Origin of the sequence: Mameliella sp. MMSF_3455 (assembly GCF_030733205.1) — a bacterium.
GTDB lineage: Bacteria > Pseudomonadota > Alphaproteobacteria > Rhodobacterales > Rhodobacteraceae > Antarctobacter.
In genome coordinates, this window is the sequence record NZ_JASHJL010000001.1 from 80,820 (window position 1) to 103,410 (window position 22,591).

The 22,591-nt window shown below is 64.2% G+C and carries 18 protein-coding genes, 2 tRNA genes and 1 pseudogene; 10 read left to right on the forward strand and 11 right to left on the reverse strand.

All coding sequences use genetic code 11. From position 1 onward, the window contains the following. Positions 1-464: 464 nt before the first annotated feature. The 6 genes from RBB42_RS00420 to rimK all read right to left on the reverse strand — a co-directional run bounded on the left by RBB42_RS00420 (position 465) and on the right by rimK (position 6,949). The gene (locus RBB42_RS00420; protein ID WP_305968616.1) at positions 465-1,664 is read right to left on the reverse strand and encodes a multidrug effflux MFS transporter; all 1,200 of its coding nucleotides are present in this window, start codon (positions 1,662-1,664) and stop codon (positions 465-467) included. A 129-nt stretch (positions 1,665-1,793) separates the two neighbouring features. Next, positions 1,794-3,035 carry a glycerophosphodiester phosphodiesterase family protein gene (locus tag RBB42_RS00425; protein ID WP_305968617.1) on the reverse strand — a complete coding sequence of 414 codons (1,242 nt, stop codon included), beginning with the start codon at positions 3,033-3,035 and terminating at the stop codon, positions 1,794-1,796. A gap of 89 nt (positions 3,036-3,124) precedes the next feature. After that, the gene (locus RBB42_RS00430; RefSeq protein ID WP_305968618.1) at positions 3,125-3,856 is read right to left on the reverse strand and encodes a DUF3307 domain-containing protein; all 732 of its coding nucleotides are present in this window, start codon (positions 3,854-3,856) and stop codon (positions 3,125-3,127) included. Beyond that, positions 3,856-4,518 carry a hypothetical protein gene (locus RBB42_RS00435; protein ID WP_305968619.1) on the reverse strand — a complete coding sequence of 221 codons (663 nt, stop codon included), beginning with the start codon at positions 4,516-4,518 and terminating at the stop codon, positions 3,856-3,858. The genes RBB42_RS00430 and RBB42_RS00435 overlap by 1 nt, the downstream gene beginning before the upstream one ends. Positions 4,519-4,597: 79 nt before the next feature. Beyond that, positions 4,598-4,960, reverse strand: a complete 363-nt coding sequence (locus RBB42_RS00440; protein ID WP_069211640.1) for an SUF system Fe-S cluster assembly protein — start codon at positions 4,958-4,960, stop codon at positions 4,598-4,600. 573 nt (positions 4,961-5,533) lie between these two features. Next, complete coding sequence (rimK, locus tag RBB42_RS00445) at positions 5,534-6,949, reverse strand: 30S ribosomal protein S6--L-glutamate ligase (protein WP_305968620.1); 1,416 nt, start codon at positions 6,947-6,949, stop codon at positions 5,534-5,536. Between the two features lie 191 nt (positions 6,950-7,140). Between rimK and RBB42_RS00450 the strand changes: the two genes are divergently transcribed. Next, complete coding sequence (locus RBB42_RS00450; RefSeq protein WP_305968621.1) at positions 7,141-8,076, forward strand: pirin family protein; 936 nt, start codon at positions 7,141-7,143, stop codon at positions 8,074-8,076. A 224-nt stretch (positions 8,077-8,300) separates the two neighbouring features. On the opposite strand, the gene RBB42_RS00455 is transcribed toward RBB42_RS00450, so the two are convergent. Beyond that, positions 8,301-9,161, reverse strand: coding sequence for a polysaccharide deacetylase family protein (locus RBB42_RS00455; RefSeq protein ID WP_371931727.1), 861 nt, complete (start codon positions 9,159-9,161; stop codon positions 8,301-8,303). A gap of 151 nt (positions 9,162-9,312) precedes the next feature. Between RBB42_RS00455 and RBB42_RS00460 the strand changes: the two genes are divergently transcribed. Further along, positions 9,313-9,389 (forward strand) — tRNA-Asp (locus RBB42_RS00460). 251 nt (positions 9,390-9,640) lie between these two features. On the opposite strand, the gene mepK is transcribed toward RBB42_RS00460, so the two are convergent. Further along, positions 9,641-10,210 (reverse strand): peptidoglycan L,D-endopeptidase MepK, encoded by a 570-nt coding sequence (gene mepK / locus RBB42_RS00465; RefSeq protein WP_305968623.1) that lies wholly within the window; start codon positions 10,208-10,210, stop codon positions 9,641-9,643. 26 nt (positions 10,211-10,236) lie between these two features. Here mepK and RBB42_RS28215 point away from each other — a divergent pair. From RBB42_RS28215 to RBB42_RS00490, 6 genes and pseudogenes are all read left to right on the forward strand, one after another. Then, positions 10,237-10,341: pseudogene (locus RBB42_RS28215) on the forward strand ((2Fe-2S)-binding protein); the annotation flags it as partial. Positions 10,342-10,546: 205 nt separating this feature from the next. Beyond that, positions 10,547-12,172, forward strand: coding sequence for a L,D-transpeptidase family protein (locus tag RBB42_RS00470; RefSeq protein WP_305968624.1), 1,626 nt, complete (start codon positions 10,547-10,549; stop codon positions 12,170-12,172). Between the two features lie 40 nt (positions 12,173-12,212). Then, positions 12,213-13,304 (forward strand): UDP-3-O-(3-hydroxymyristoyl)glucosamine N-acyltransferase, encoded by a 1,092-nt coding sequence (lpxD, locus tag RBB42_RS00475; protein WP_305968625.1) that lies wholly within the window; start codon positions 12,213-12,215, stop codon positions 13,302-13,304. Between the two features lie 37 nt (positions 13,305-13,341). Further along, positions 13,342-13,602: an acyl carrier protein gene (locus tag RBB42_RS00480; protein WP_305968713.1), complete on the forward strand. Its 261-nt coding sequence runs from the start codon at positions 13,342-13,344 to the stop codon at positions 13,600-13,602. Continuing rightward, positions 13,599-14,807, forward strand: a complete 1,209-nt coding sequence (locus RBB42_RS00485) for a beta-ketoacyl-[acyl-carrier-protein] synthase family protein (protein WP_305968626.1) — start codon at positions 13,599-13,601, stop codon at positions 14,805-14,807. Before RBB42_RS00480 ends, RBB42_RS00485 begins: the two co-directional genes overlap by 4 nt. A gap of 160 nt (positions 14,808-14,967) precedes the next feature. Further along, positions 14,968-16,788 carry an ABC-F family ATP-binding cassette domain-containing protein gene (locus RBB42_RS00490; protein ID WP_305968627.1) on the forward strand — a complete coding sequence of 607 codons (1,821 nt, stop codon included), beginning with the start codon at positions 14,968-14,970 and terminating at the stop codon, positions 16,786-16,788. A gap of 39 nt (positions 16,789-16,827) precedes the next feature. On the opposite strand, the gene RBB42_RS00495 is transcribed toward RBB42_RS00490, so the two are convergent. Beyond that, positions 16,828-17,901, reverse strand: a complete 1,074-nt coding sequence (locus tag RBB42_RS00495; RefSeq protein ID WP_305968628.1) for an AbrB family transcriptional regulator — start codon at positions 17,899-17,901, stop codon at positions 16,828-16,830. An 83-nt stretch (positions 17,902-17,984) separates the two neighbouring features. On the opposite strand from RBB42_RS00495, the gene RBB42_RS00500 reads away from it, so the two are divergent. Next, a complete protein-coding gene (locus tag RBB42_RS00500) occupies positions 17,985-19,097 on the forward strand; it encodes an acetoin utilization protein AcuC (RefSeq protein WP_305968629.1) in 1,113 nt (370 codons plus the stop codon). A gap of 21 nt (positions 19,098-19,118) precedes the next feature. Here RBB42_RS00500 and RBB42_RS00505 read toward each other — a convergent pair. Next, positions 19,119-19,192, reverse strand: a tRNA-Gly gene (locus tag RBB42_RS00505). Between the two features lie 130 nt (positions 19,193-19,322). On the opposite strand from RBB42_RS00505, the gene RBB42_RS00510 reads away from it, so the two are divergent. After that, entirely contained in the window at positions 19,323-20,465 is a 1,143-nt protein-coding gene (locus tag RBB42_RS00510) for a fumarylacetoacetate hydrolase family protein (RefSeq protein ID WP_305968630.1), read from the forward strand. Positions 20,466-20,483: 18 nt separating this feature from the next. On the opposite strand, the gene RBB42_RS00515 is transcribed toward RBB42_RS00510, so the two are convergent. Next, entirely contained in the window at positions 20,484-22,523 is a 2,040-nt protein-coding gene (locus RBB42_RS00515) for an ASKHA domain-containing protein (RefSeq protein ID WP_305968631.1), read from the reverse strand. Between the last annotated feature and the right edge of the window lie 68 nt (positions 22,524-22,591).

Sequence of the window (22,591 nt, forward strand, 5' to 3'; positions counted from 1 at the left end):
GCGCGGGGCGGAAGGCTGTTCCTTAACCTGTCGAGAGTCGATGAATCGAGCAGCCGTGCCGGAAATTTGCCGGTTCGGATGAAAGGGTGTGCGAAACGGAACTGATCCTGATCGAGGCCGCTCGCGCGGCCTTGCGCCGGAGCTAGTAGCGGCGTCTGGAAATTCAGATGTCGCCGGGATGAAGGCCGCGCGAGCAGAGGGACTGCGGTTTGCTACAAAGCCTTCGTCGGCGCACGGCCACGGCCCTTGTCGCCCCACTGTATGCGCCGTGTCACTGCGCGGGTCGTGGCCGGTCCGGCCGACTGCTTGCGCAACATGTTTCTTGTGGAAACGGCCAGGGATTCGGGCGCTGCGTTGGCAGGGTGCGCTGTGTTGCCTCCAACCCGTGTCGGACGCTTCGTTGAACAGGGGGGCTGCAGCGAGTGAGGGGACCGTCCCCGATCGTTCTCGTCCGGGCTGAAAGCCTAGCCCACGGGTTCTGGCCGGTGGTCCGGGCGCAAGGCGGGCAGGGCGGCCAGAGCCGAGAGCAGCGCCAATCCCCAGAGCAACCAGATCAGGCGCGTGGGATCCGGTGTCGCGCCCAAAATGGCACCGGACACCGAGGTCATGGCCGCGCCGCAACCGATGGTGACGGCACCGGACAGCCCGGCTGCGCTGCCGGCAAGATCCGGACGCACCGACATGGCACCGGCCATACCCGCAGGCGTGCTGAGACCGTTGGCCACGCCGATCACCGGCATCAGCAGGAAAAAGCTCCAGGCGCTGCCGGGACCAAGCATCCAGAGCAGCAGGGCGGCCCCCAGGCCCAGAACCGAGACCAGCCGCCCGGCCAGGACCATCAGTGGCGGCGCCACGCGTGCGCCCAGGCGCCGCGAGAAATACGAGCCGATGACGAAACCCACCGGGGGCAGGCCGATCAGCGCGCCGACTATGCTTTCCGAAACGTGGAAATGAGCCGTTCCCAGCAGGGGCGTTCCGGCAAGGAAGGCAAAGAAGATGCCGATGCCCAGCCCCATCGAGATCGTGTAGGACCAAAAGCGCAGGTCGGTCAGCAGCGCGGGATAGGCGCGGAAATGCGCGGCAAAGCCCAGGCCACGGCGAGGGTTGGTTTCGCCCACGTCCACCCAGCAGAGCCAGAGCAGCCCGGCGCCCAGCCCGGTGAAGGCCCAGAGCGTCGACCGCCAGCCAAAGGCTTGGTCCATGACGCCTCCGATCACCGGGGCAATCATCGGCCCCAGGGCGATGGCCATGCCGATCGTGCCCAGCCGGCTGGTGGCCTCGCTGGGGGCCGAGGTGTCGCGCACGATGGCCCGCGACAGGACGTTGCCCGCGATCACCGCGCTCTGCAGCACGCGGAAGGCCATGAAGCTGTAGAAATCCGGCGCAAGCGCCGTGCCGAGAGAGGCGCAGGTGAACAGCGCCAGAGACCACAGCAACACTGGGCGCCGCCCATACAGGTCCGACAGTGGGCCGATTACCAGCTGCAGCCCGGCGGTAAGCAGCATGAAGAGCGAGATCGCAAGGCTGGCCGTGGCGTAGGAGATGGAAAAGCTGCGGGCCATGTTCGCCAGCGAGGGCAGGAACATGTTGACCGAGACGATGCCCAGCACCGTCATCAGGACAAGCGTGACCAGGCTGGGTGGAGAGGCAGGAGGCTGTCGCATTGGGTTCAATCAAAAGTTGTCCATGCGGTACCCGTTTTTTTGCCCGGGCGACAGCAGAGAATTGGCGCCAACGTGAAAGGGCCGCCCGAAGGCGGCCCCGAACAAGGTTGAATTGCCGAAGCAGGAGGCTCAGAGGCCCATGCAGTTGGCGTAGAAGGTGGTCGTGGCGGGCCAGTCCGAAAAGACGCCCTTGACGCCGACCTGCTGGGCCAGAACGTCGAGGATCTCGAAATAGTCGCCGTCGGTGTCGGTGGCGTCCTTGACCGACTGGAAATACCAGCCGCCGCCCGAGCCGAGCGGGCCGGAGCGTTCAAGCGACCAGGTGATGATGTTCAGGCCGGCGGCGTTTGCCTCTTCGGCATAGACCGAAGGCACCATTGCGCCACTGTCGTCCAGCGTGACCAGCATCCACAGCGGCGGCGCGATATAGTTGACGCCCATCTCCTTCAGTTCGGCCATCGTCGGCTTGAAGGTGCTTGCATCCATCGGATCGATCAGGCCCTCGTCCTCGTCCGAGGCCTCGTAGCGATCATCCAGATAGACCGCCTGTGCGCCGAATTCGGGCTCGTTCTCGATCCAGTAGAGCACGTCCGACAGGTCGAACGACTGGGCCCAGACGCGCGAGGGGTCGATGCCGGCAGCCTTGTACTCGTCGATCAGCTTTTGCGCGTAGTCGGCCTGGCTGAAACCGTTGAAGGGCATCTCGACCGACGGAGCTTTCAGTTCCGGGGTGAAGTCTGCGCCGAGGCTGTCGAACAGCGCGATCGATTCCGCGTGGGTCATCAGGGTCGCGCCGCTGACGAAAAGGTCGGTGCGCCAGTTGGCGGTGCCGCCGAGGTAGGCCTCTGCCGTGGTGGCCGAGGCATCGGAGGAATCCATCTTGGGCGTCAGGGTCTTGAACTCGGCCAGGGTCAGGTCCGAGGTGCGGCATTCCGCGCTGGCCTTGGCATCGCCCGAGGCCGGGGTGAAGGGCGTGGTGCATTTCGAAGCGAGCGGGCCCGCCACGATGTCGGTGGTGGTGTGCAGGTCGTTCTGGGCGTGGCGGCAGACCAGTTCCAGATCGGCGGTGAAGGTCACATCACATTCCAGGATGCCTGCGCCCATGCCCGCTGCGGCGCGGTTCGATTCGACCGTATGTTCGGGGAACATCAGCGGTGCGCCGCGGTGCCCGACAGAGAAATGCGTGCGCGCGGGCGTGTTGCCAAGGCAGGACTGCAGCTTGTCCTTGAGCGCGCCGTCTTCCATCCGCGACACCAGGTAGGCGGGGCGGACACCATATGTGAGACCGGCGTCATAGGCATTGGCGTGGGTTTCGGCCAGCACGGGGCCAGCCAGAGTGGCGCAGGCCAGGGCGAGTGTGAACGTCTTCATGAATTGGAGCCTCCTGTTGAGAGGCCCTTCTCATCGGGGCGTTGGGTAACGGGCGCGTGACGGCTTTGACAAACTTCGGTAACGCTTTGTCAGGGCTGGGCGATCTGCATCAGGGCCTGGGTGCCGTAGCTGGCGCCAAGCGCCCAGGCAAAGGAGGCCAGCGTGCCGATGATGACGTATTCGCTGGCGCGGTGATCCTCCTTGGCGGTGTCGAAGCGCAGCACCGACTTGGCGGCGATCAGGAAGCCTATGCCGGTAGGCTCCCCGATGGTGACAAAGAGAAAGATCAGGGCGCGTTCAAGCTGTCCGATCAGGCGACCGGCCTCTGGCAAACCCTTCAGCGGAACCTCGAACCGGGCGGTGAGCATCCCCACGACGTAACCGCCCGCCAGCACCGTGGTGATCAGCCCGGCCGTAAAGAGCGCAGGCGCCACCAGATGCGGCAGCCAGGGTGACCATATCCCCTGGGACGCGGCAGCGGGCCACCACAGGGCGGCAGCCAGCAGCGTGACCATGTGCGCGCCTTGGTCCAGCAGGAAGGCACCCAGCGTGTCCCGCCAGCGGGCAGGGGACCAGGCCTTGACCGCGTCGATGCCGAAATGTGCCAGCGCCACGATCAGCGCCACAACCCAGGCGCCGCCTAGGGCCGCCCATGTCAGCACAAAGACCACGCCGACATGCAACAGCAGGACCCCGAGGTTGCGCTTGCGGTCGACCATCCAGCCGGTCTGAAACACGAAATCCGCCAGGACGTGCGCGAGGAACAGCGCGGCAAAGCTCTGCGCGGCCAGCGGATCAAGAACGGGCAGTGTCGTGGGCATTACAGGTTGTCCCGGATCATCTCCATGCGGTCTTCGTAGACCCTCAGTGTTTCCTGCAGCGCGTCAAGAGCGGTGCCGGACAGCCGGCTTTGGACCGCCTGTCGGGTCACACCAGCTTTCTGCGCGATCTCTTCCTGTGTCGGAGCCTGGACGCGCAGTGCCTCGAACAGGGCTTGCCCCTGGGTCCGGTTCCAGCCTTGCGCTTCGCGATCGACGAAGAGCATGAGCGCGCCGAGCGCCTCGCCGAGGGCACCGGGAATGCGGGGTAGGGCCAGTTGCGTGCCGCGTCCCATCCCGGCCAGCACGTCACCTGCCATGTGAAAGGCCACGCCAGAGGCGGCGGCCAGGTTGCCGTCATCGGGGATTTGAGCGGGTCCGACGCCGATACCAATTCGAGTGGACAGGGATCCGGCGGCGACAAGCGCGGCCTGGATGCGCAGGGCCGCGCGCAGACCTGTCTGTGCCATAGGCAGGAAGATCTGCCAACCGTCGCCGCGATGGCGCTGAAAGAGGGGTGGGGCGCCAGTGTCCTCGCCGATGTCATGGCTGACGCGTTCCAGCACCTGCATCGCCTCATCCAGGGCGTCGGGCCCATGCCGGCGTGAGGCGACAAGATCGCCGGTCAGGACGCTGGCAAAGACATGAGCGGCGGTTTCGACCATGTGCAAAACTAAACCCTTGCATTGCGAAAATGCAAGGGTTTTGATTTGCTTTGAGATTTTGCAAGATTAACGTCTTGCCCTACATGAAGCCCAGTTCCAGCCGTGCTTCATCGGACATCATCTCCATCCCCCAGGGCGGCTCCCAGGTCAGATCGACGTCAACCTGCTTCACGCCGGGCAGCGGTTCGACCGCTTCGGCGACCCAGCCGGGCATCTCGCCCGCGACGGGACAGCCCGGCGCGGTGAGGGTCATGATGATGTTGACTTCGTTCTGGTCGTTGATGTCGACGGTGTAGACCAGCCCCAGATCGTAGATATTGACCGGGATTTCAGGGTCGTAGACCGTGCGGCAGGCCTCGACCACCGTATCGTAAAGCGGGTGATCGGTGCTTGAGGGCGCGATCAGCGGTGCGCCCTCCATCTGCGTATTCTGCTCGGTCATTGCGGTCCTCGTGTCCGAATAGCTGAGCAATTATATAGGAAAAGTGTGGGGCGCGGTAAAGAGCATGGAGGGCATTCCCTCGAAAGATCGTCAGGCGATTAAAGCATGTCGCCTGCCGGCAGGTCATGCTTGGGACGGAAGATAGCCGCCGTCCGGATTGGTTCTGATGACCAGACAAAAAGGTAATCTTCGATACATCTATCGTGACATGTCCAGAGTCTGGCTGTATACAACTTTAGAGTGAGTTGTGGTCGGTTCGGCAGGCAGATTGCCCGACATCTTCGTCCCTCTGCAACGAAGCGATGACCCGGGATCGGCCAGAACTGGAGAGGACAATCATTATGCTCTCAACATTGGTGTCAGTGCTTGGCGGTGTTCCAAAGACGGACGCGTTTCCGCGAGCGGATCAGAGGGACCACGACCAATCCGAGCAGATCCAGTGGTCGTTGGGTCACGGCTGGTGGATTCTGCCAGTGGCCCTGCTTGGCCTGCATTTCTGGATCGTGGTCATCAGATGGTTCGTGGGGCTTATGTTCCCGAACTGAACGGACCGGGCCCGAACCGCTTGCCGGTTCAGTTGTCCTCTGCCTTGCTGATGCGCTTGACCGGGGCCGGGCGCACCTTGGATTCCAGATGCTCATACAGTTTTTCGGCCACGTTTTTCTTGGTCGCCGTCTCGATCCCCTCGAGCCCGGGGCTGGAATTGACCTCCAGCACCTTGGGGCCCGACTCGGACCGCAGCAGGTCCACGCCCGCCAGGTTCAATCGAAAGGCGCGGGCGGCCCGCAGGGCAGTCTCGCGTTCTTCCTTGGTGATGCGCACGACCTGTGCCTGGCCACCACGATGAAGATTTGAACGGAAATCGCCTTCGGCCCCGGTGCGTTTCATCGCCGCCACGACCTTGCCGCCGACGACGAGACAGCGGATGTCTTCGCCGGCCGCCTCCTTGACGAAATCCTGGACCAGGAAATTGGCTTTGAGCCCGCGGAAGGCGTCGATCACCGATTCCGCGGCCTTCTTGGTTTCGGCAAGGACGACCCCCTTGCCCTGCGTGGACTCCAGCAGCTTGACGATCAGGGGCGCAGTGCCCACCAGCCGCATCAGGCTTTGCGTGTCCTTTGGAGAAGCCGCAAAGGCGGTATTGGGCATGCCGATCTTGTGCCGCGCCATCAATTGATGTGCGTACAGCTTGTCGCGCGAGGCGGTGATCCCCTCGGATCCGTTGACGCAAAAGGTGCCGATTGTCTCGAACTGGCGGATCACGGCAGTCCCGTAAGAGGTGACGCTGGCGCCGATGCGCGGGATCACCGCGTCGTAGCGGGGTAGGCGTTTGCCGTCGTAATGCACCTCTGGCGAGAGCGCGTTGATCGCCATGTAACAGCGCGTTGTGTCGATCACCTCGACGGTGTGGCCGCGCTTTTCGCCTTCCTCGACCAGTCGGCGGGTCGAATAATTGTCCTCGCGGCTGAGGACGGCAATGCGCAGCGCCCGGTTTGGCGCCGCCTGCCGCACACGGGCGGTGGTGTAGACGTCATAGCTGAGCTTGGGCTGCTGGAACCGGTCGGTGGCCACGATGGTGATATGATCCTTGAGCGCCTCGCGGCCCAGCAGCATGCGCGACGCCATGGTCGAGCGGTCGGTCAGTGTCATCTCGATGCGCCAGCTTTCATCGCCCACGCGGATGGTGGAGGCGATGACATAGCGGGATTCGGACTCGCCGTTCGAGGAGGTGACGGTGCGACGATCGACGATCCGGGCCGAACAGGGGATCACCAGGTCATCCCGTCCGGGCACCGGGTGAACGGTGAACCGCACCTTGGGCGCCGAGGCCGGGCCGAAGGTCTCGATGTCGAAGGCATGCAAGGCCGAAGTTCGGGCGCCGGTATCGACCTTTGCGCGCAAGGCAGGCAGGCCAAGGTCGGGCAATGAGACCCATTCCTCCCAGCCAAAACGGATCATGCCGGGCAGTGGTTCAAGGCTGTCGTCCATGCGGCCCTCCCTTCAGAGCCATTACAGCCCTAGCAAGGCCAACGCCGCACAGCAAGGCACTGCCTCGGGGCGCGCACCGAACGCACATTTTGGCTTTAATGTGCGAATATGCACATAACGGCAGTGTTTGTCGGCGTATCGTTCGAGATTTCAGGGGCTATATTGAAAGCAACACATCAGGAGGACCCGAGATGAGCTGGAACCCCGCACTTGATCCCCAATGTCCCACCGGCGATGCCGTGGACAGTATCGACACCGTCATCATCCCCCGCGCCCGCGATCTGGGCGGATTCGAGGTGCGCCGGGCCTTGCCTGCGCCGCGCCGGCAGATGGTGGGCCCCTTCATCTTTTTCGACCAGATGGGCCCGGCAGAGTTCCTGCCCACCCGTGGACTGGACGTGCGCCCGCATCCCCATATCGGTCTGGCGACGATCAGCTACCTATATCGCGGCCGGATGCATCACCGCGACTCGCTTGGCACGGACAAGTGGATCGAGCCCGGGGCCGTTAACTGGATGGTGGCAGGGCAGGGGATCACCCACTCGGAACGCACCGATGATGCCACCCAGGCCGGGCCGATGCCCTTTTTCGGCATTCAGACCTGGGTCGCCTTGCCCAAAGACCAGGAGGACAGCGCGCCGGACTTCATCCATGCGCCGGCGGATGCGCTGCCTGTGTTGGATGGCGAGGGCAAGCAGGTGCGGCTGATCCTTGGCAATGCCTGGGGTGAACGCGCGCCTGTCCGGACCCCTTCAGAGATCTTCTACGCCGATGCGGTGCTGAATCCGGGGGCGTCCCTGCCCCTGCCAGACGAGCATGAGGACAGGGGTGTCTATGTCGTAGAGGGGGCCGTCGAAGTGGCCGGTACGCGCTATGAGGCGGGGCAGATGATGGTCTTTCGTCCCGGCGACCGCGTGTCCTTGCGATCCGGTGCCGCAGGTGCCCGTCTGATGTTGTTGGGCGGGGCCACGTTGGAAGGCAGCCGTTACATCTGGTGGAACTTCGTCGCCTCCTCGAAAGAGCGCATCGAAGAGGCGAAGGAGGCCTGGCGACGCGGCGATTGGGAGCATGGCCGTTTTCAACTGCCGCCGGGCGATGATGACGAGTTCATTCCCTTGCCGGATTGAGGGACGCACGTGGTCCTCGGAAGGAACGCTTTGACGTAGTGGATAATGCGGTGGCGAAGAGTGTCTGTTGTTGGGGCGATTGGTTTGCTCCGCTGATCGATCGAACCATCAAGGGGCAATTTTCGTCGCCGTGATTGCCGATGGGCGTGGCGCTGGTCCGGGTGCACATGCTCCCGGCTGACCCTGCTCCCGTACCGGATCATGTCCGCCAGTGACCGACCGGTTCAGCCGGCTGAGGCTGTCCGGACGAAGTTCCGGTTCTGCCAGAGCGGCCAGCCCATCATCTGGCTCATCGTACCCAGCTTGATTCCGCGCGCTGTCAGCCCGTCCAGCGTCCGCGGCATGGCACGAACAGTGCCGTATTGAATGTCGTGGGTCAGGATGATGGCGCCCGGACGCGAATGCGACAGGATGCGGCTGGCCACCACGCTGGCACCGGGACGGCGCCAGTCCTGCGGATCCACCGACCACAGGATCGTCGGCAGCTTGCGCGAATTGTGCAGCATCACGCGCTGGCGCTGGGTAAAGGCGCCGTAGGGCGGACGGAAAGTGACCGGCGGCCGGCCCGTGACCTTGAAGATCGCATCCGAGGTGCGGTCGATCTGGCTAAGAACGCCCGCATTGGAATAGCCCGCCAGGTTGGGATGCGACCAGCTGTGGTTCCCGATCTCATGCCCTTCGTCTGCAATACGCTTGACAATATCCGGCCATGTCACCACTCTTCGACCTATAAGGTAAAACGTGGCACGCAGACCACGGGCTTTGAGGATATCAAGGAGCAGTGGGGTCAGGGTCGGATGCGGCCCGTCATCGAACGTCATTGCAACAACTGGTGAGGATGTGTTCACGGCAGTGACCGTGACCGGATCCGTTCGCGTCACATCCCGCGGCAGGGCAATGTCGGGGGCCGCCCAAAGTGTGTCCGGACGAAGTAGGGCGACGGCAGCAGTGCCGGCGGACAGGAATGTCCGGCGAGAAAATTCAGACATGATGCGACCTTGGCTAGGCTTGGGGCGTGCAGACCCATTGAGAAAAGCCGGGCGACCCGTGGAGTCGCAAGGCGAATTGACATTTCCGTGAAACATGACCTTCAACCCGTGACCTATGCGCCACTTTGGATTCTTTGGCGCGGATGAAAAAATGCACGAAATTGGGGGTCGAAAGCGCTTGACGGGGCAGGGGGCTACGCATAGAAGGCCTCTCACGCCACGGCCAAGCGGTCACGGCGGCAGTCAAGCGGTTGTAGCTCAGTTGGTTAGAGTACCGGCCTGTCACGCCGGGGGTCGCGGGTTCGAGCCCCGTCAACCGCGCCACTTCTTCCTTACCTGTGGAAGTTTGGGCGCCAACGCCTCATCCAAAAAACCTTGGTGGACATTGGAACCAACGGCGTCCACGCGTGTTTCTCTCTCAGACATCGATACACGACTGGTTAACCGCGTCGGGATTTCCTGACTTTGCCGTTCGCTGTTTTCGAGGCAAAATGACAAGGTGTGAAACAAAAGGCGCCCCGAAACGGGACGCCTGAAGAAGAGAACCAGAGACTGTAAGGAGGGGGGGAAGAAGATCAGCTGCCCCAGGAACGGACCGGACCGCAGTCCATGTGCACGAAGTTCGATCGGGTGTACCGGCCCACGCCGCCTGCATTACAGGCCTTGGCCGCGCGATACATCTGGCTGACAGAGCGCGACGCGAGCCGAAGGTCCGCTGCCTGCCCGACCAGATGGCGCGAGTTCTTGGCCACGCCGGAAGAGCGTGCCCGCAACATCGCGTTCGTTTCCGGGCTGCGGTAGCCAGAAATCAACATGTAAGGCTCAGACACATCCAGCAGGTTGTGCGAAGCAGCCATGATGTCGATCGTCCTGATGTCGATTGATTTGACTTGGTTGTTGCGCCAGTCGCGCATGAAGTAATTGATCTCCTTGATCGCGTCGGCGAGATAGTCGCCTTCGATCCAGTAGATCATGTCCACCCGTTCGCCCGTGCGGCCGGAATACATCCGGATGCGCCGGACATCGCCCGCGCCGCGCAAGAAACCCGCTGCGTTGGAGTAAGTCGGCGCGGCTGCGACGGCTGTCGCTGCGAACGCGCCAAGAAGTGCCCGGCGGGTGAAGCCGCCGCAATTCGTCTCTGTCATGATGACCGCCTGTCCCGTGGTCGCCGTATTACTTGATTCCTGGCGCATCGTTGTGCGCCACCTGCCATCTATCCCCAGATGCCAAGGCCTGTATGACACGAATCGTATGGCGCAAAAAGGGCGATTTGTGATGATTTGTAATGATCAAGGGGTAATTGGCGAGATTTTGCCCACATTGGTCCTGTTATCTCGTGAATTCTCGGCGCTGCCTCATTTCGGTCACAGTTCGCCTTGGCGACCACGCGGTCGACAACTTGGCACAAATGTGAATAGACAGACCTATGACCCTGTCGGCAATGTGTTTTCGGGGATAGCTGGTCGATGAAGGATTTGAGTATGAACAAGAGTGAAACCCGGGCCGTGTTCCAGGCGGCCCTCGCGGCAGGGGCCCTTTGGCTGGGAGCCGCGCTGCCAGCGGCGGCCGAGGATGGGCTTACGCTCAAGGTGACGGCCTTCAAGCAGGCCGTGGCCGAGAACGTCGCCGACGATGACAGCATTGCCGCCTTCTACCGGGCACGGGATTTCGCGCCGATCTGGACCGGCGCCGGTGAGGGTGACCGCGCCCGCCGCCTGGCCTTGATGGAGGCCTTTTCGCTGGCGGATGACCACGGGCTGCCCGCCGGGCGCTATGATCCCGACCGCCTGTTGCAACTGATGAGCCAGGTGACAGATGGCCGGTCGCGCGGGATGCTGGAAATCGAGCTGACCCGCACCTTCCTTCAATTCGCCAACGACCTTCAGTCCGGCATTCTGGAACCGGGCGATGTTATCGATGGGATCAAGCGCGAAGCGCCGCGTCGGGATCCGGAAATGCTTTTGACCCGGTTGACCAGCGAGGATCCGACCGCCGTCTTCTTGAGCCTCGTGCCGAGCAGCCCAGAATATACGCGTCTCATGCGCGCGAAGCTGCGTCTGGAACACAAGATCCGCAGTGGTGGCTGGGGTCAGACAGTCCCCGTGGGCAGCCTGCGTCCGGGCAACAGCGGCAATGCTGTCGTCGCCCTGCGCAACCGGCTGACCGCGATGGGTTACATGGCGCCTTCGCTCAGCATGACCTATGATGCCGAGATGGAAGCCGCCGTGCGCGCGTTTCAGGAAGACCACGCCATAAAGGTCGACGGCGTCGCTGGCGGCAACACCATGCGGGCCATCAATGTATCGCCCGAGGAACGGCTGCAGTCGATCATGGTCTCGATGGAGCGTGAACGCTGGCTGAACCTGCCCGAGGGGCGCGGCAAGCGGCATGTGCTCGTCAACCTGACGGATTTCCATGCCCAGATCATCGACGACGACAAGGTGACTTTTGAAACCCGGTCCGTGATCGGCGCTCAGGGGCACGACCGCCGGACGCCCGAGTTCTCGGACGTGATGGAACTGCTGGTCATCAATCCCTACTGGTTCATTCCGCAGTCGATCATCCGCGGCGAATACCTGCCCGCGATCCGGGCCAATCCCTATGCGGCAGGCCACCTGGAAATCGTCGACTACCGCGGGCGTAGGGTCAGCCGGGAAACCGCGTCGGCCTACGCCAATTCGGGCAACTTTCCCTTCACCATGCGCCAGCCCCCGGGGCCGAGCAACGCGCTGGGGTCGGTCAAGTTCCTGTTCCCGAACAAGTACAACATCTACCTGCACGACACCCCGTCGCAGCACCTGTTCAAGCGCGAGGTGCGTACGTTCAGCCACGGCTGCATCCGCCTGGATGATCCGCACGAATTCGCCTACGAAATCCTCAGCCGCCAAGTCGACGACCCCGAGGCCTACTTCAAGCGGATCCATGCGTCGGGGGAAAATACGCGCATCCCGCTGGAAACGCCGGTCCCCGTGCACCTGATCTACCGGACCGCCTTTACCAAGGCGAAGGGTAAGATGAATTATCGCAACGACATCTACGGGCGTGATGCGATCCTCTGGCGGGCGCTGGCCGACGAAGGGGTGGCCCTGCGCGCAGGTCGCAGCTAAACCTCTCCCGGACCGCGCCCTGCAACGTCCGGGAGACACTATGCCTTTCACCATCGAAGAACTCGCAAGCGCCCTCGGCCTGAGTGCCGAGGGCGATTTGTCTTTGACCGTCACCGGTTTGGCCGAACCGGCAGATGCGCGACCGGATCAGCTGGCGATGGCGGCCAGGCCCGAGTTCGTCGAGGCCCTTGGCCGGGGGCAGGCCCGTGCGGCGATGTTGGCCGCCGGAACGGACTGGCAGGGGCTGGGGCTGCAGGCGGCGCTTCTGTCTGATCGCCCGCGTTTCGCCATGTCCGGGCTGACCGCCATGATGGACAGGGGGCCGGGATATGCATCTGTCATCCATCCGCAAACGGTGATCGACCCGACCGCCGAACTGGGCGAGGGCGTGTCGGTGGGGCCATACGCTGTGATCGAGGCGGGCGCCCGGATCGGGGCCGGTTCGGTGATCGGTCCACAGTCATATGTCGGACGCGACGTGCACATTGGCGCGGGGGCCCTGCTGCATGCCGGGGTCCGGATCATGTCCGAGGTCGTCATCGGCGACCGTTTCATCGCCCAGCCCGGCGCGATCATCGGGGGCGACGGGTTTTCCTTTGTCACGCCAGAGCGTTCGGGCGTCGAAAAGGCGCGCGCCTCGCTGGGGGGCGAAGGCACGGATGTGGCCCAGTCCTGGGCTCGCATCGCCAGCGTGGGCGCCGTGAGTATCGGCGACGATGTCGAAGTCGGCGCCGGGTCGACCATCGACAAGGGCACGATCCGCGACACCCGCGTCGGCAATGGCACCAAGATCGACAACCTCGTGCAGATCGGCCACAATGTCGTGATCGGGCGCGACTGCCTGCTGTGCGCGAACGTCGGCATCGCCGGGTCAACCGTGGTGGGGGACAACGTGGTTCTGGGCGGCAAGGTCGGTGTGTCGGACAATCTGCGGATCGGGGATCGTGCGATCCTAGGCGGGGCGACCGTTGCCTTGGCCAACGTGCCCGCGGGCCGCGTCATGCTGGGCTATCCGGCGATGAAAATGGAGACCCACGTAGAGGCCTACAAGGGCCTGCGCCGCCTGCCGCGTCTGTTCCGCGACGTCGCAGAGCTCAAGAAAGCAGTTTCAAAGCTGGTGGGAAATGACTAAGTGTCCGGCAATTCTGGACAAGCGCGGGGCTGAGGTCATGGACGTCAAGGAACAGGTCATTCAGATCATCGCGGAGCAGGCGATGCTCGATGTCTCGGACGTGTCGATGGAAAGCACGCCCGAAGAATTGGGGATCGACTCTCTCGGGCTGGTGGAATCGATCTTCGCGATCGAGGAACAGTTCGACATCTCGGTGCCCTTCAATGCAAACGACCCGTCGGAATCGGATTTCGACATCTCTTCGGTGGCCAAGATCGTCGAGGGGATCGAAAAACTGATCGCCGAGCAGAAATCGTGAAGCGCGTCGTCATAACCGGGGCGGGAACGATCAATGCCCTGGGCCAGGATGTCCCCGCGACGCTGGAGGCCATGCGCGAGGGGCGCTGTGGGATCGGCGAACTGGAGTTTCGCGACGTGGAGCGTCTGGCCATCCGCATCGGCGGACAGGTCAAGGGATTCGAACCCGAGACGGTGTTCAACCGCCAGCAACTTGCGCTTTATGACCGGTTCACGCAGTTTACCCTGCTGGCGGCCCGACAGGCGGTTGCCCAGGCCGGGCTGGAATTCGTGGGAGACCTGGCCAACAACTCGGGCGTGGTGCTGGGCACTTCCGGCGGCGGGCTGAGCACACAGGACGACAATTATCGCGCCGTCTACGAAGAGGGAAAGAACCGCGTTCATCCCTTTGTCGTCCCGAAGCTGATGAACAATGCGGCCACCTGCCACGTCAGCATGGAATTTAACGTCAAGGGACCGAGTTTCACCGTCGCCACGGCCTGCGCCAGTTCGAACCACGCCATGGGGCAGGCGTTCCAGATGATCCGCTCGGGCATGTGCACGGCGATGATCACCGGCGGGTCGGAGTCGATGCTGTGTTTTGGCGGCGTGAAGGCCTGGGAAGGTCTGCGCGTGATGTCCAAGGACGCATGCCGCCCCTTCAGCGCCACCCGCAACGGCATGGTGCAGGGCGAGGGCGCGGGTGTCTTCGTCTTCGAAGAATATGAACACGCAAAGGCCCGCGGCGCCGAGATCCTCGGCGAGGTGCTGGGTTTTGCCATGACATCGGATGCGGCGGATATCGTCATGCCCTCCAAGCATGGCGCGGCCCGGGCGATCTCCGGCGCGCTGCGCGATGCGCGGGTCGGCAAGGAGCGGGTGAGCTACATCAACGCGCATGGCACCGGGACGGCGGCCAATGACAAGACCGAATGCGCGGCGGTGGCGGATGTCTTCGGCACCCATGCGGACAACCTCATGATCTCGTCGACCAAGTCGATGCATGGCCACCTGATCGGCGGCACCGGCGCGGTCGAACTGCTTGCCTGTCTCATGGCGCTGAGGGACGGCGTGATTGCGCCGACCATCGGCTACGAGGAGGCTGACCCGGAATGCGCGCTGGACGTTGTCCCGAACGTGGCGCGCGAGGCAGAGGTCGACGTGGTGTTGTCGAATGCCTTTGCCTTTGGCGGGTTGAACGCCGTGCTGGTGCTGGGGCGCGCCTGACCAAGGCGTTGGCGCAGCCCATCTGGTTGGATACCTCGAACCGGGCACGCTGCCCCGTCCCCCGGGTTCCTTTGCCAAGTAGAAGCCCATGCGGGCGGAAGGGCCGACGCCGGTCCGGAGCCCATTGACGAATGGCGCGGGCGGGATTAGCGCTGCGCGCATGGCTCCTCCTCCCTTGCTTCAACTCACCTCTGTTTCTCTCACCTTTGGCGGCGATCCGGTCTTTGACGATCTGTCGCTGACCGTCCACCAGGGCGACCGCGTGGCGCTTGTCGGGCGCAACGGTTCGGGCAAATCGACCCTGATGAAGGTCATGGCCGGACTTGTCGAGCCGGATCGGGGCGACCGCGTGGTCCCGGCGGGGATTTCCGTGGGCTACATGGAGCAGGAACCGGACCTGACCGGTTTTGCCACGCTGGGCGAGTTCGCCGCCTCGCAGCTCGCCGCCTCGGAGATGTACCGGGTCGAGCGCGCGTCCGAAGGGTTGAAGTTCGATCCCGACCGTCCGGTCGAGACGGCATCCGGCGGTGAGCGCCGTCGCGCCGCGCTGGCCAAGCTGATGGCCGAGGCCCCTGACCTGATGCTGCTGGACGAGCCGACCAACCACCTGGATATCGAGGCGATTTCCTGGCTCGAGGACGAGTTGAAGACCACGCGCAAGGGCTTTGTCCTGATCTCGCACGACCGGCGATTCCTGAGCGAGTTGACCCGTGCGACGCTCTGGATCGACCGGGGGCAGGTGGCGCGGCAGGAGCGCGGTTTCGAAGCTTTCGAGGCTTGGCGCGACAAGGCCTGGGAGGAAGAGGACCAGCAGCGCCACAAGCTGGATCGCAAGATCAAGGCCGAGGCCCGTTGGGCCGTCGAGGGCATCAGCGCCCGCCGCAAGCGCAACCAGGGCCGGTTGAGGGCGTTGCAGGACATGCGCAAGGAACGCGCCTCGCAGATCCGGCGGCAGGGGGCGGCGGCGATGGAGATGGCCTCCGGCCCGAAATCCGGCAAGAAGGTGATCGAGGCGCAGGGCGTCACCCATGCTTTCGATGACAAGCAGATCGTGCGCAATTTCGACCTGACGGTGCAGCGGGGGGACCGCGTGGCGTTTGTCGGGCCGAATGGCGTGGGCAAGACCACCTTGATCAAGATCCTGACCGGGGAAATCGCCCCCGACGCTGGTGGTGTGAAACTGGGCACGAACCTTGTGCCGGCGATCTTTGACCAGAGTCGGGCGCAGCTGGATCCCGACGCCTCGCTCTGGGACAGCCTGACCAATGACCGCGACATGCGCGTGTCGGGCCAGTCCGACCAGGTTATGGTGCGGGGACAACCGAAGCATGTTGTTGGCTATCTCAAGGATTTCCTGTTCGACGAACGCCAGGTGCGTGCGCCGGTGCGGTCTCTGTCCGGGGGCGAGAAGGCGCGGCTCTTGCTGGCGAAACTGCTGGCGCGGGAATCGAACCTGTTGGTGCTGGACGAACCGACCAACGATCTGGATGTCGAGACGCTGGACCTGCTGCAGGAACTGCTGGACGATTACGACGGCACCGTGATGCTGATCAGCCACGACCGGGATTTCCTTGACCGCGTCGCAACCACGACCGTCGCGATGGAAGGCGGCGGACGCGCCACCGTCTATGCCGGGGGCTGGTCCGACTACCAGGCCCAGAAGCGCGAGGAGTCGGGGCCGGCGAAAAAGGCAAAGCCTGCGGCCAAGTCCGGGACTACGCCGAAGCCGGCCGCGGCGGCGCCGGCGAAGCCTGTGCTCAGTTTCACCGAGAAGCACCGGCTGGAGGAATTGCCGGGTGAGATCGACCGGCTGGGCGCCGAGATCGCCAAGCTGGAAGATTTCCTTGCCCAGCCCGATCTTTTCACCAAGGAACCGCTGAAGTTCCAGAAAGCCACCGATGCGCTGGTCGAGCGCCAGGAGGCGCTAAGCGCGGCCGAGGAAGAATGGCTTGAACTGATGGAGAAGTCCGAGGAGGCCTGAGCAGGGGTCAGGCCCCTGGTCGCCCCTTGGACGCAAGGATCAGCGCATGCCCAGAAGGCGCGCGGCGAGGCTCAGTTCGACCACCGTCATCAGGATGCGGGCGACGTGATGCAGGCTGACCAGCGCCGGATTGGCGGCAAGGCTCAGCGCCACCACCGACATCTCGGCGACGCCACCGGGCGCGAAGCTGATCAGCAGGTGCAGCCATTCGATGCCGGTGATCTGCCAGAGCAGGGCGGACAGGACACCGCCAAGCACCAGCATGTAAGCCACAGAGGTCAGCGCGAGCCAGGCGCAGCGGCGCAGGAGCGCCATGTTCACCCCCTTGAACCGCATCCCGAGGCTGACACCGATCACCAGCTGGGCCGCGGCGATAAGCCAGATCGGCAGGTGCAGGTCCAGCACTCCGGTCACCGTGGCCAAGGCGGCCAGGATCATTGGGCCGCTCAACTGGGCGGCGGGCAGACGCACCAGTCGGGCAAGGTACAGTCCCAGACCTGCCGCCAGCGCGATCGTCACCAGCGCCAGAGGCGTTACCTGGGTTTGTCCCATCGCCGATTGCAGCCCTGCCGCGCTGCCCACCGGCGCGCCAATCCAGAGCGACAGCCCCAACGGCAAAAGCGTGATCACCACGATGATGCGCAAGAACTGCTGGGCGGTCAGGATGCGGATGTCGGCACCCGCGCCTTCGCCCATGACGATGCTTTCCATCAGCCCGCCCGGCGTGCCCGAGTAGAAGGCCGTGGCGCGGTCATATCCGCCAAGGTAGCGAAAGATCGCCATGTTCCCGAAATGGGCCATCACCACAAAGACGACCAGACCGGCCATCGTCCAAGGCAGCTTGCCCGCCAGCGCCACCAGCTCTGCCGTGACCTGGGTGCCGATCATCACCCCGATCAAGGCAACGAAACCGGTCCGGAACGGCATCGGGAAACTGTAGTCTTCGAGGATCGGCGGCGCCCAGAGAAGGACGACCAGGGCCGAGGAAAACAATCCACCCAGCATCCAGGGCATGGGCAGATGCACCAGGTTTGCCAAGGCCCCGCCAAGGGCACCGAAACACAACATGAGGGCGGTCTGCCAGACCAGTCGCAAAGAAGGCACTTGTGACATGTCGGTTTGAATAGGCCGGTCCCGGGAAAGGTGCAATGCAGGCCGGATTTCCTTTGGCACGCGAAGGCTCTAACTCTGAGGGCATGTCCAGTCCCGTTTTCATCGGCTCGCGTATCTACCGCGGTTCGGTCTATGGCCCGCGTCATCCGCTGTCGATCCAGCGGGTGCCCGCTGTCACAGACCTTGCGCGTGCATTGGGGTGGTTGCCACAGGCGCGCTATCGGACCTCGCCCCGCGCCAAGCCGGTGGCGCTGGCAGGGTTCCACAGCCGCGCCTATGTCGAGGCCCTCAAGACCGCTGAGGCCGCGCAGGAGGTCAATGAAGAGGTGCGGGTGCGTCATGGGTTGGGCACCCTGTCGAACCCGGTTTTCCCCGAGATGTACCGAAGGCCCGCGACAGCGGTTGGCGGCGGGTTGTTGGCGGCGGAACTGGTCCGCGATGGCGGGATCGTTCACAACCCCGGCGGCGGTCAGCACCATGGCTTGCCCGATGCTGCGGCGGGCTTTTGTTTTCTGAACGAGCCGGTACTGACCATGCGTCGCCTGCTGGACATGGGGCTGCAGCGGGTGGCCTATGTCGATATAGACGCGCATCATTGCGACGGGGTGGAACTGGCTTTTGACGGCAGCGAACGGGTTCGCATGATCTCTGTCCACGAGGCGCGGCGCTGGCCATTTACCGGCGCGCTGGAGGACAGGGCGGGAGGCGCGTCCTTCAACCTGCCCGTGGCGCGCGGGTTCAACGACACGGAATTCGACTTCGTGCTGCGGGACATGATCCTGCCGGCGGTCGAGACGTTCCGGCCCGATGCCATCTTTCTGCAATGCGGGGTAGATGCGTTGGCCGAGGATCCGCTGGCCCGCCTGGGCCTGTCCAACCGGAGCCATGTTGCGGCGGTCCGGGCGCTGCGGCCGCTGGCGCCAAGAATGATCGTCTCGGGCGGAGGTGGCTACAATCCCTGGACGGTCGCCCGGTGCTGGACCGCGGTCTGGGGGGAAATCGCGGGTGAGGAGGCCCCGGATCGCATGCCGCCCGAGGCCGAAACCGTGCTGCGCGCGCTTGTCTGGCACCGCAAGGGACAGCCGGAGGAGGCGCTGTTCACGACGCTTCTGGACACCCCGCGCGCGGGCGCGATTTCAGGCGACCTAAGGGCGGACGTCTCCCGTTTGCAGGACCGGCTGAAACAGGTCGTGTGACAGGTGCAAGGCAAAGGGGAATGGAGCGGGTGAAGGGAATCGAACCCTCGTATGCAGCTTGGGAAGCTGCCGTTCTACCATTGAACTACACCCGCAGCGTCCGACTGGATACCGCAGGACCAGAGGTGGTTCAAGGTCAAACCGATCCCACCGGGGATGGTTCCGCGCCGGCAACATTTCCTCTAGACCCGTCAGCAAGAACGAAGATCCCGGGAGGACCGAACCATGACACTTGCATTGCCCCAGACTGGCACCTTTGTCGGCCGCGCCTGGCGGCCGGATCGTAACGGCCCCGCGCTGATTGCCCGGCGCGGCGCCGAGGCGGTCGATATCACCTGCCGCGAAGTGCCGACCATGCAGGCGCTTTTGGACCTCGACGATCCGGCGAGCTTTGCGCAGAACGCGCCGGGTGACAGCCTTGGCCCGCTCGAGGCGCTGGCGGAGGCATCGACCGAAGATCCGCAGGGGCCATACTTGCAGGCGCCCTGTGATCTGCAACCGGTCAAGGCCTGCGGCGTCACCTTTGTCTCGTCGATGCTGGAACGGGTGATCGAGGAACAGGCCAAGGGCGATCCGGCCCGGGCGCTGGCGATCCGCGAACGCTGTACCGCCATCCTGGGCGAGAGCCTGCGCGCGGTGGAACCGGGATCGGACAAGGCAGGACAACTCAAGGAGGTGCTGATTGCCGATGGTGTCTGGTCGCAGTACCTCGAGGTGGGAATCGGCCCCTTTGCCGAGGTCTTCTCCAAGGCACAGCCCATGTCCGCCGTGGGGTTCGGCGCCAGTGTCGGGCTGCATCCGGTATCGACCTGGAACAACCCGGAGCCCGAGATCGTGCTGGCCTGCGACGGGCAGGGTCGTATCCGCGGCGCCACGCTGGGCAATGACGTGAACCTGCGCGATGTGGAGGGGCGGTCCGCGCTGCTTCTGGGCAAAGCCAAGGACAACAACGCGTCCTGTGCCGTGGGTCCGATGCTGCGACTCTTCGACGACAGCTATGGTCTGGACGATGTGCGCCGTGCGGAACTAACGCTGACCGTGACCGGGACCGATGGCTTTGTCCTGAACGGGCGCAGCAGCATGTCCGAAATCAGCCGCGATCCCGAGGACCTTGTGGCGCAGACCTGCGGTGCGCACCACCAGTATCCTGACGGGTTTTTCCTGATGCTCGGCACGCTCTTTGCCCCCACCGAGGATCGCGACATCCCCGGCGAAGGGTTCACGCACAAGCTGGGCGACGTCGTCGAGATCTCCGAGCCGCAACTGGGCAGCCTGCGCAACACCGTGCGTCTGTCCACCGAATGCGCGCCCTGGACCTTTGGCACCTCGGCGCTGATGCGGAACCTGGCAGGGCGCGGCCTGTTGTAAGGGCTGCGTGGCGCGGAATCAGCCGCGCCGCCGCCTGCGCCGCCCGCCACCATCCTCTCCGCCGGTGTTGAAACTGACGTTCGGCAGGCTGACGATCTTGTGGAGTTCCGGGAAGGCGTCGGTGGCATGCGGGATCGCGTTGGCGTTGACGAAATGCTCCTGGAACTTCGGCTCGATCGCGGTTTCGACCTTGGTGATCTCGCGCACCACGCGCTCAATCTCGCGCCGGGCGGCCAGGTTGCACAGCGCGATCCGCGCGCCTGTCCCGGCAGCGTTGCCCGCGCTGGTCACCTTGTCCAGCGGCACATCCGGGATCATGCCCAGCACCATCGCGTGCTGGGGCGAGATATGGGCGCCAAAGGCCCCCGCCAGCACCACGCGGTCCACCTTGTCGACGCCGCGTGTGTCCATCAGCAGGCGCGCCCCGGCATAAAGCGCGGACTTGGCAAGCTGGATGGCGCGTATGTCGCTTTGGGTCACGGTGATGCGCGGCCCGCCGTCTGCGGTGGCGTCGTGGATCAGGTAGCTGTGGGTCCGGCCCTCGGCAAAGCAGCGCTGTGTGCCGGTCTGTGCGGGGCCGCCGATCAGGCCGGAGGGGTCCAGCAGCCCGGCGGTGCGCAGTTCCGCCACCGCCTCGATGATGCCGGATCCGCAGATGCCGGTGATGCCGGTTGCGGCGGTGTCCTCCCAGAACCCTTCTTCGTCCGACCATTTGTCACAACCGATGACGCGAAAGCGCGGTTCCTTGGTCTCGGGGTCGATGCGTATGGCCTCTATTGCGCCGGGGGCGGCCCGCTGTCCGGAACTGATCTGGGCCCCTTCGAAGGCGGGGCCGGTGGGCGAGGAACAGGCCAGCACGCGGGTCTTGTCGCCAAGCAGGATCTCGGCGTTGGTACCCACGTCCACGACCAGCACCAGATCCTCGGACTTGCCCGGTTCTTCGGACAGGGCGACGGCGGCGGCATCCGCACCGACATGGCCCGCAATGCAGGGCAGGACATAGACCTGCGCCGAGGCGGGCAGGGAGGTCAGGTCGAGATCGCGCGCCGTCAGGGTCAACGAGTTGGATGTGGCCAGCGCAAAGGGCGCCTGTCCCAGCTCCACCGGGTCGATGCCCAGCAGCAAGTGATGCATCACCGGGTTGCAAACGAAGACCGTCTCCAGGATCAGCGAGGGCACGATCCCGGCGTCCTTGGCGATCTCCACCGACAGAGTGTCGATGGCCTCACGCACGGCGCGGGTCATTTCAACATCCCCGCCGGGGTTCATCATCGCGTAGGACACCCGGCTCATCAGGTCTTCGCCAAAGCGGATCTGGGGGTTCATGATTCCCGAGGAGGCCACGACTTCGCCGGTGTCGAGGTTCGTCAGATGGGCCGCGATTGTGGTGGAGCCCAGGTCGATGGCCAGGCCGTAAATCCCGTCCTCGTGCAGGCCCGGCCAGGCCGCGATCAGGCGCGGGGTGGCCTCGGCCGAGGATTTGTGCAGTGCGACGGTGATCTTCCAGCCGCCCTTGCGCAGGATCGGCTGCAACTGGCCCAGAAGAGAGAACTCTGCCGTGATCTCGGGGATGTCCCATTGCGCCTTGAGCGCACGGGCCAGGCGTTCCAGATCGCCCGTGGGTTCGTGCATGTCGGGTTCCTCGACCTCGACGTAGAAGATCCGCGTGGCCGGGTCCATCTCGATCACGCGGGCAGCGGCGGCCTTGCGCACGACCTGGCGGTGGACCTGGCTTTCGGCGGGCACGTCGATCACCACGTCGCGCTGCACCGTGGCCTGGCAGCCAAGACGGCGCCCGGTCTTCAGCCCACGTTTCTGGTCATAGCGTTCTTCGACCTTGTTCCACTCCGACAGGGCGTCCTGCGCGACATGCACACCGTGTTTCGGGAAATCGCCGTAGGACGGCGTGATCTGGCATTTCGAACAGATGCCGCGTCCGCCGCAGACGGAATCGAGGTCGACGCCCAGCTGGCGGGCGGCGGTCAGGACGGGCGTGCCGACGGGAAAGCGGCCGCGCTTTCCGGACGGGGTGAAGACGACAAGCGGATCTTTGGTCATGAAGCGAACCTCCGGGTTGGGCGGACCATAGCGGCTGCACCGGCGAGGGAAAGACACAAGGCGTCAGG

Excerpts from the sequence above, each read along its gene's own strand:
- RBB42_RS00470 (WP_305968624.1), top strand. The coding sequence starts at position 10,547 with ATGAACAAGAGTGAAACCCGGGCCGTGTTCCAGGCGGCCCTCGCGGCA.
- RBB42_RS00515 (WP_305968631.1), bottom strand. The coding sequence starts at position 22,523 with ATGACCAAAGATCCGCTTGTCGTCTTCACCCCGTCCGGAAAGCGCGGC.
- RBB42_RS00480 (WP_305968713.1), top strand. The coding sequence starts at position 13,342 with ATGGACGTCAAGGAACAGGTCATTCAGATCATCGCGGAGCAGGCGATG.
- RBB42_RS00435 (WP_305968619.1), bottom strand. The coding sequence starts at position 4,518 with ATGGTCGAAACCGCCGCTCATGTCTTTGCCAGCGTCCTGACCGGCGAT.
- RBB42_RS00420 (WP_305968616.1), bottom strand. The coding sequence starts at position 1,664 with ATGCGACAGCCTCCTGCCTCTCCACCCAGCCTGGTCACGCTTGTCCTG.
- rimK (WP_305968620.1), bottom strand. The coding sequence starts at position 6,949 with ATGGACGACAGCCTTGAACCACTGCCCGGCATGATCCGTTTTGGCTGG.
- RBB42_RS00450 (WP_305968621.1), top strand. The coding sequence starts at position 7,141 with ATGAGCTGGAACCCCGCACTTGATCCCCAATGTCCCACCGGCGATGCC.
- RBB42_RS00500 (WP_305968629.1), top strand. The coding sequence starts at position 17,985 with ATGTCCAGTCCCGTTTTCATCGGCTCGCGTATCTACCGCGGTTCGGTC.
- RBB42_RS00495 (WP_305968628.1), bottom strand. The coding sequence starts at position 17,901 with ATGTCACAAGTGCCTTCTTTGCGACTGGTCTGGCAGACCGCCCTCATG.
- mepK (WP_305968623.1), bottom strand. The coding sequence starts at position 10,210 with ATGACAGAGACGAATTGCGGCGGCTTCACCCGCCGGGCACTTCTTGGC.
- RBB42_RS00425 (WP_305968617.1), bottom strand. The coding sequence starts at position 3,035 with ATGAAGACGTTCACACTCGCCCTGGCCTGCGCCACTCTGGCTGGCCCC.
- lpxD (WP_305968625.1), top strand. The coding sequence starts at position 12,213 with ATGCCTTTCACCATCGAAGAACTCGCAAGCGCCCTCGGCCTGAGTGCC.
- RBB42_RS00430 (WP_305968618.1), bottom strand. The coding sequence starts at position 3,856 with ATGCCCACGACACTGCCCGTTCTTGATCCGCTGGCCGCGCAGAGCTTT.
- RBB42_RS00455 (WP_371931727.1), bottom strand. The coding sequence starts at position 9,161 with ATGTTTCACGGAAATGTCAATTCGCCTTGCGACTCCACGGGTCGCCCG.
- RBB42_RS00490 (WP_305968627.1), top strand. The coding sequence starts at position 14,968 with ATGGCTCCTCCTCCCTTGCTTCAACTCACCTCTGTTTCTCTCACCTTT.
- RBB42_RS00440 (WP_069211640.1), bottom strand. The coding sequence starts at position 4,960 with ATGACCGAGCAGAATACGCAGATGGAGGGCGCACCGCTGATCGCGCCC.
- RBB42_RS00510 (WP_305968630.1), top strand. The coding sequence starts at position 19,323 with ATGACACTTGCATTGCCCCAGACTGGCACCTTTGTCGGCCGCGCCTGG.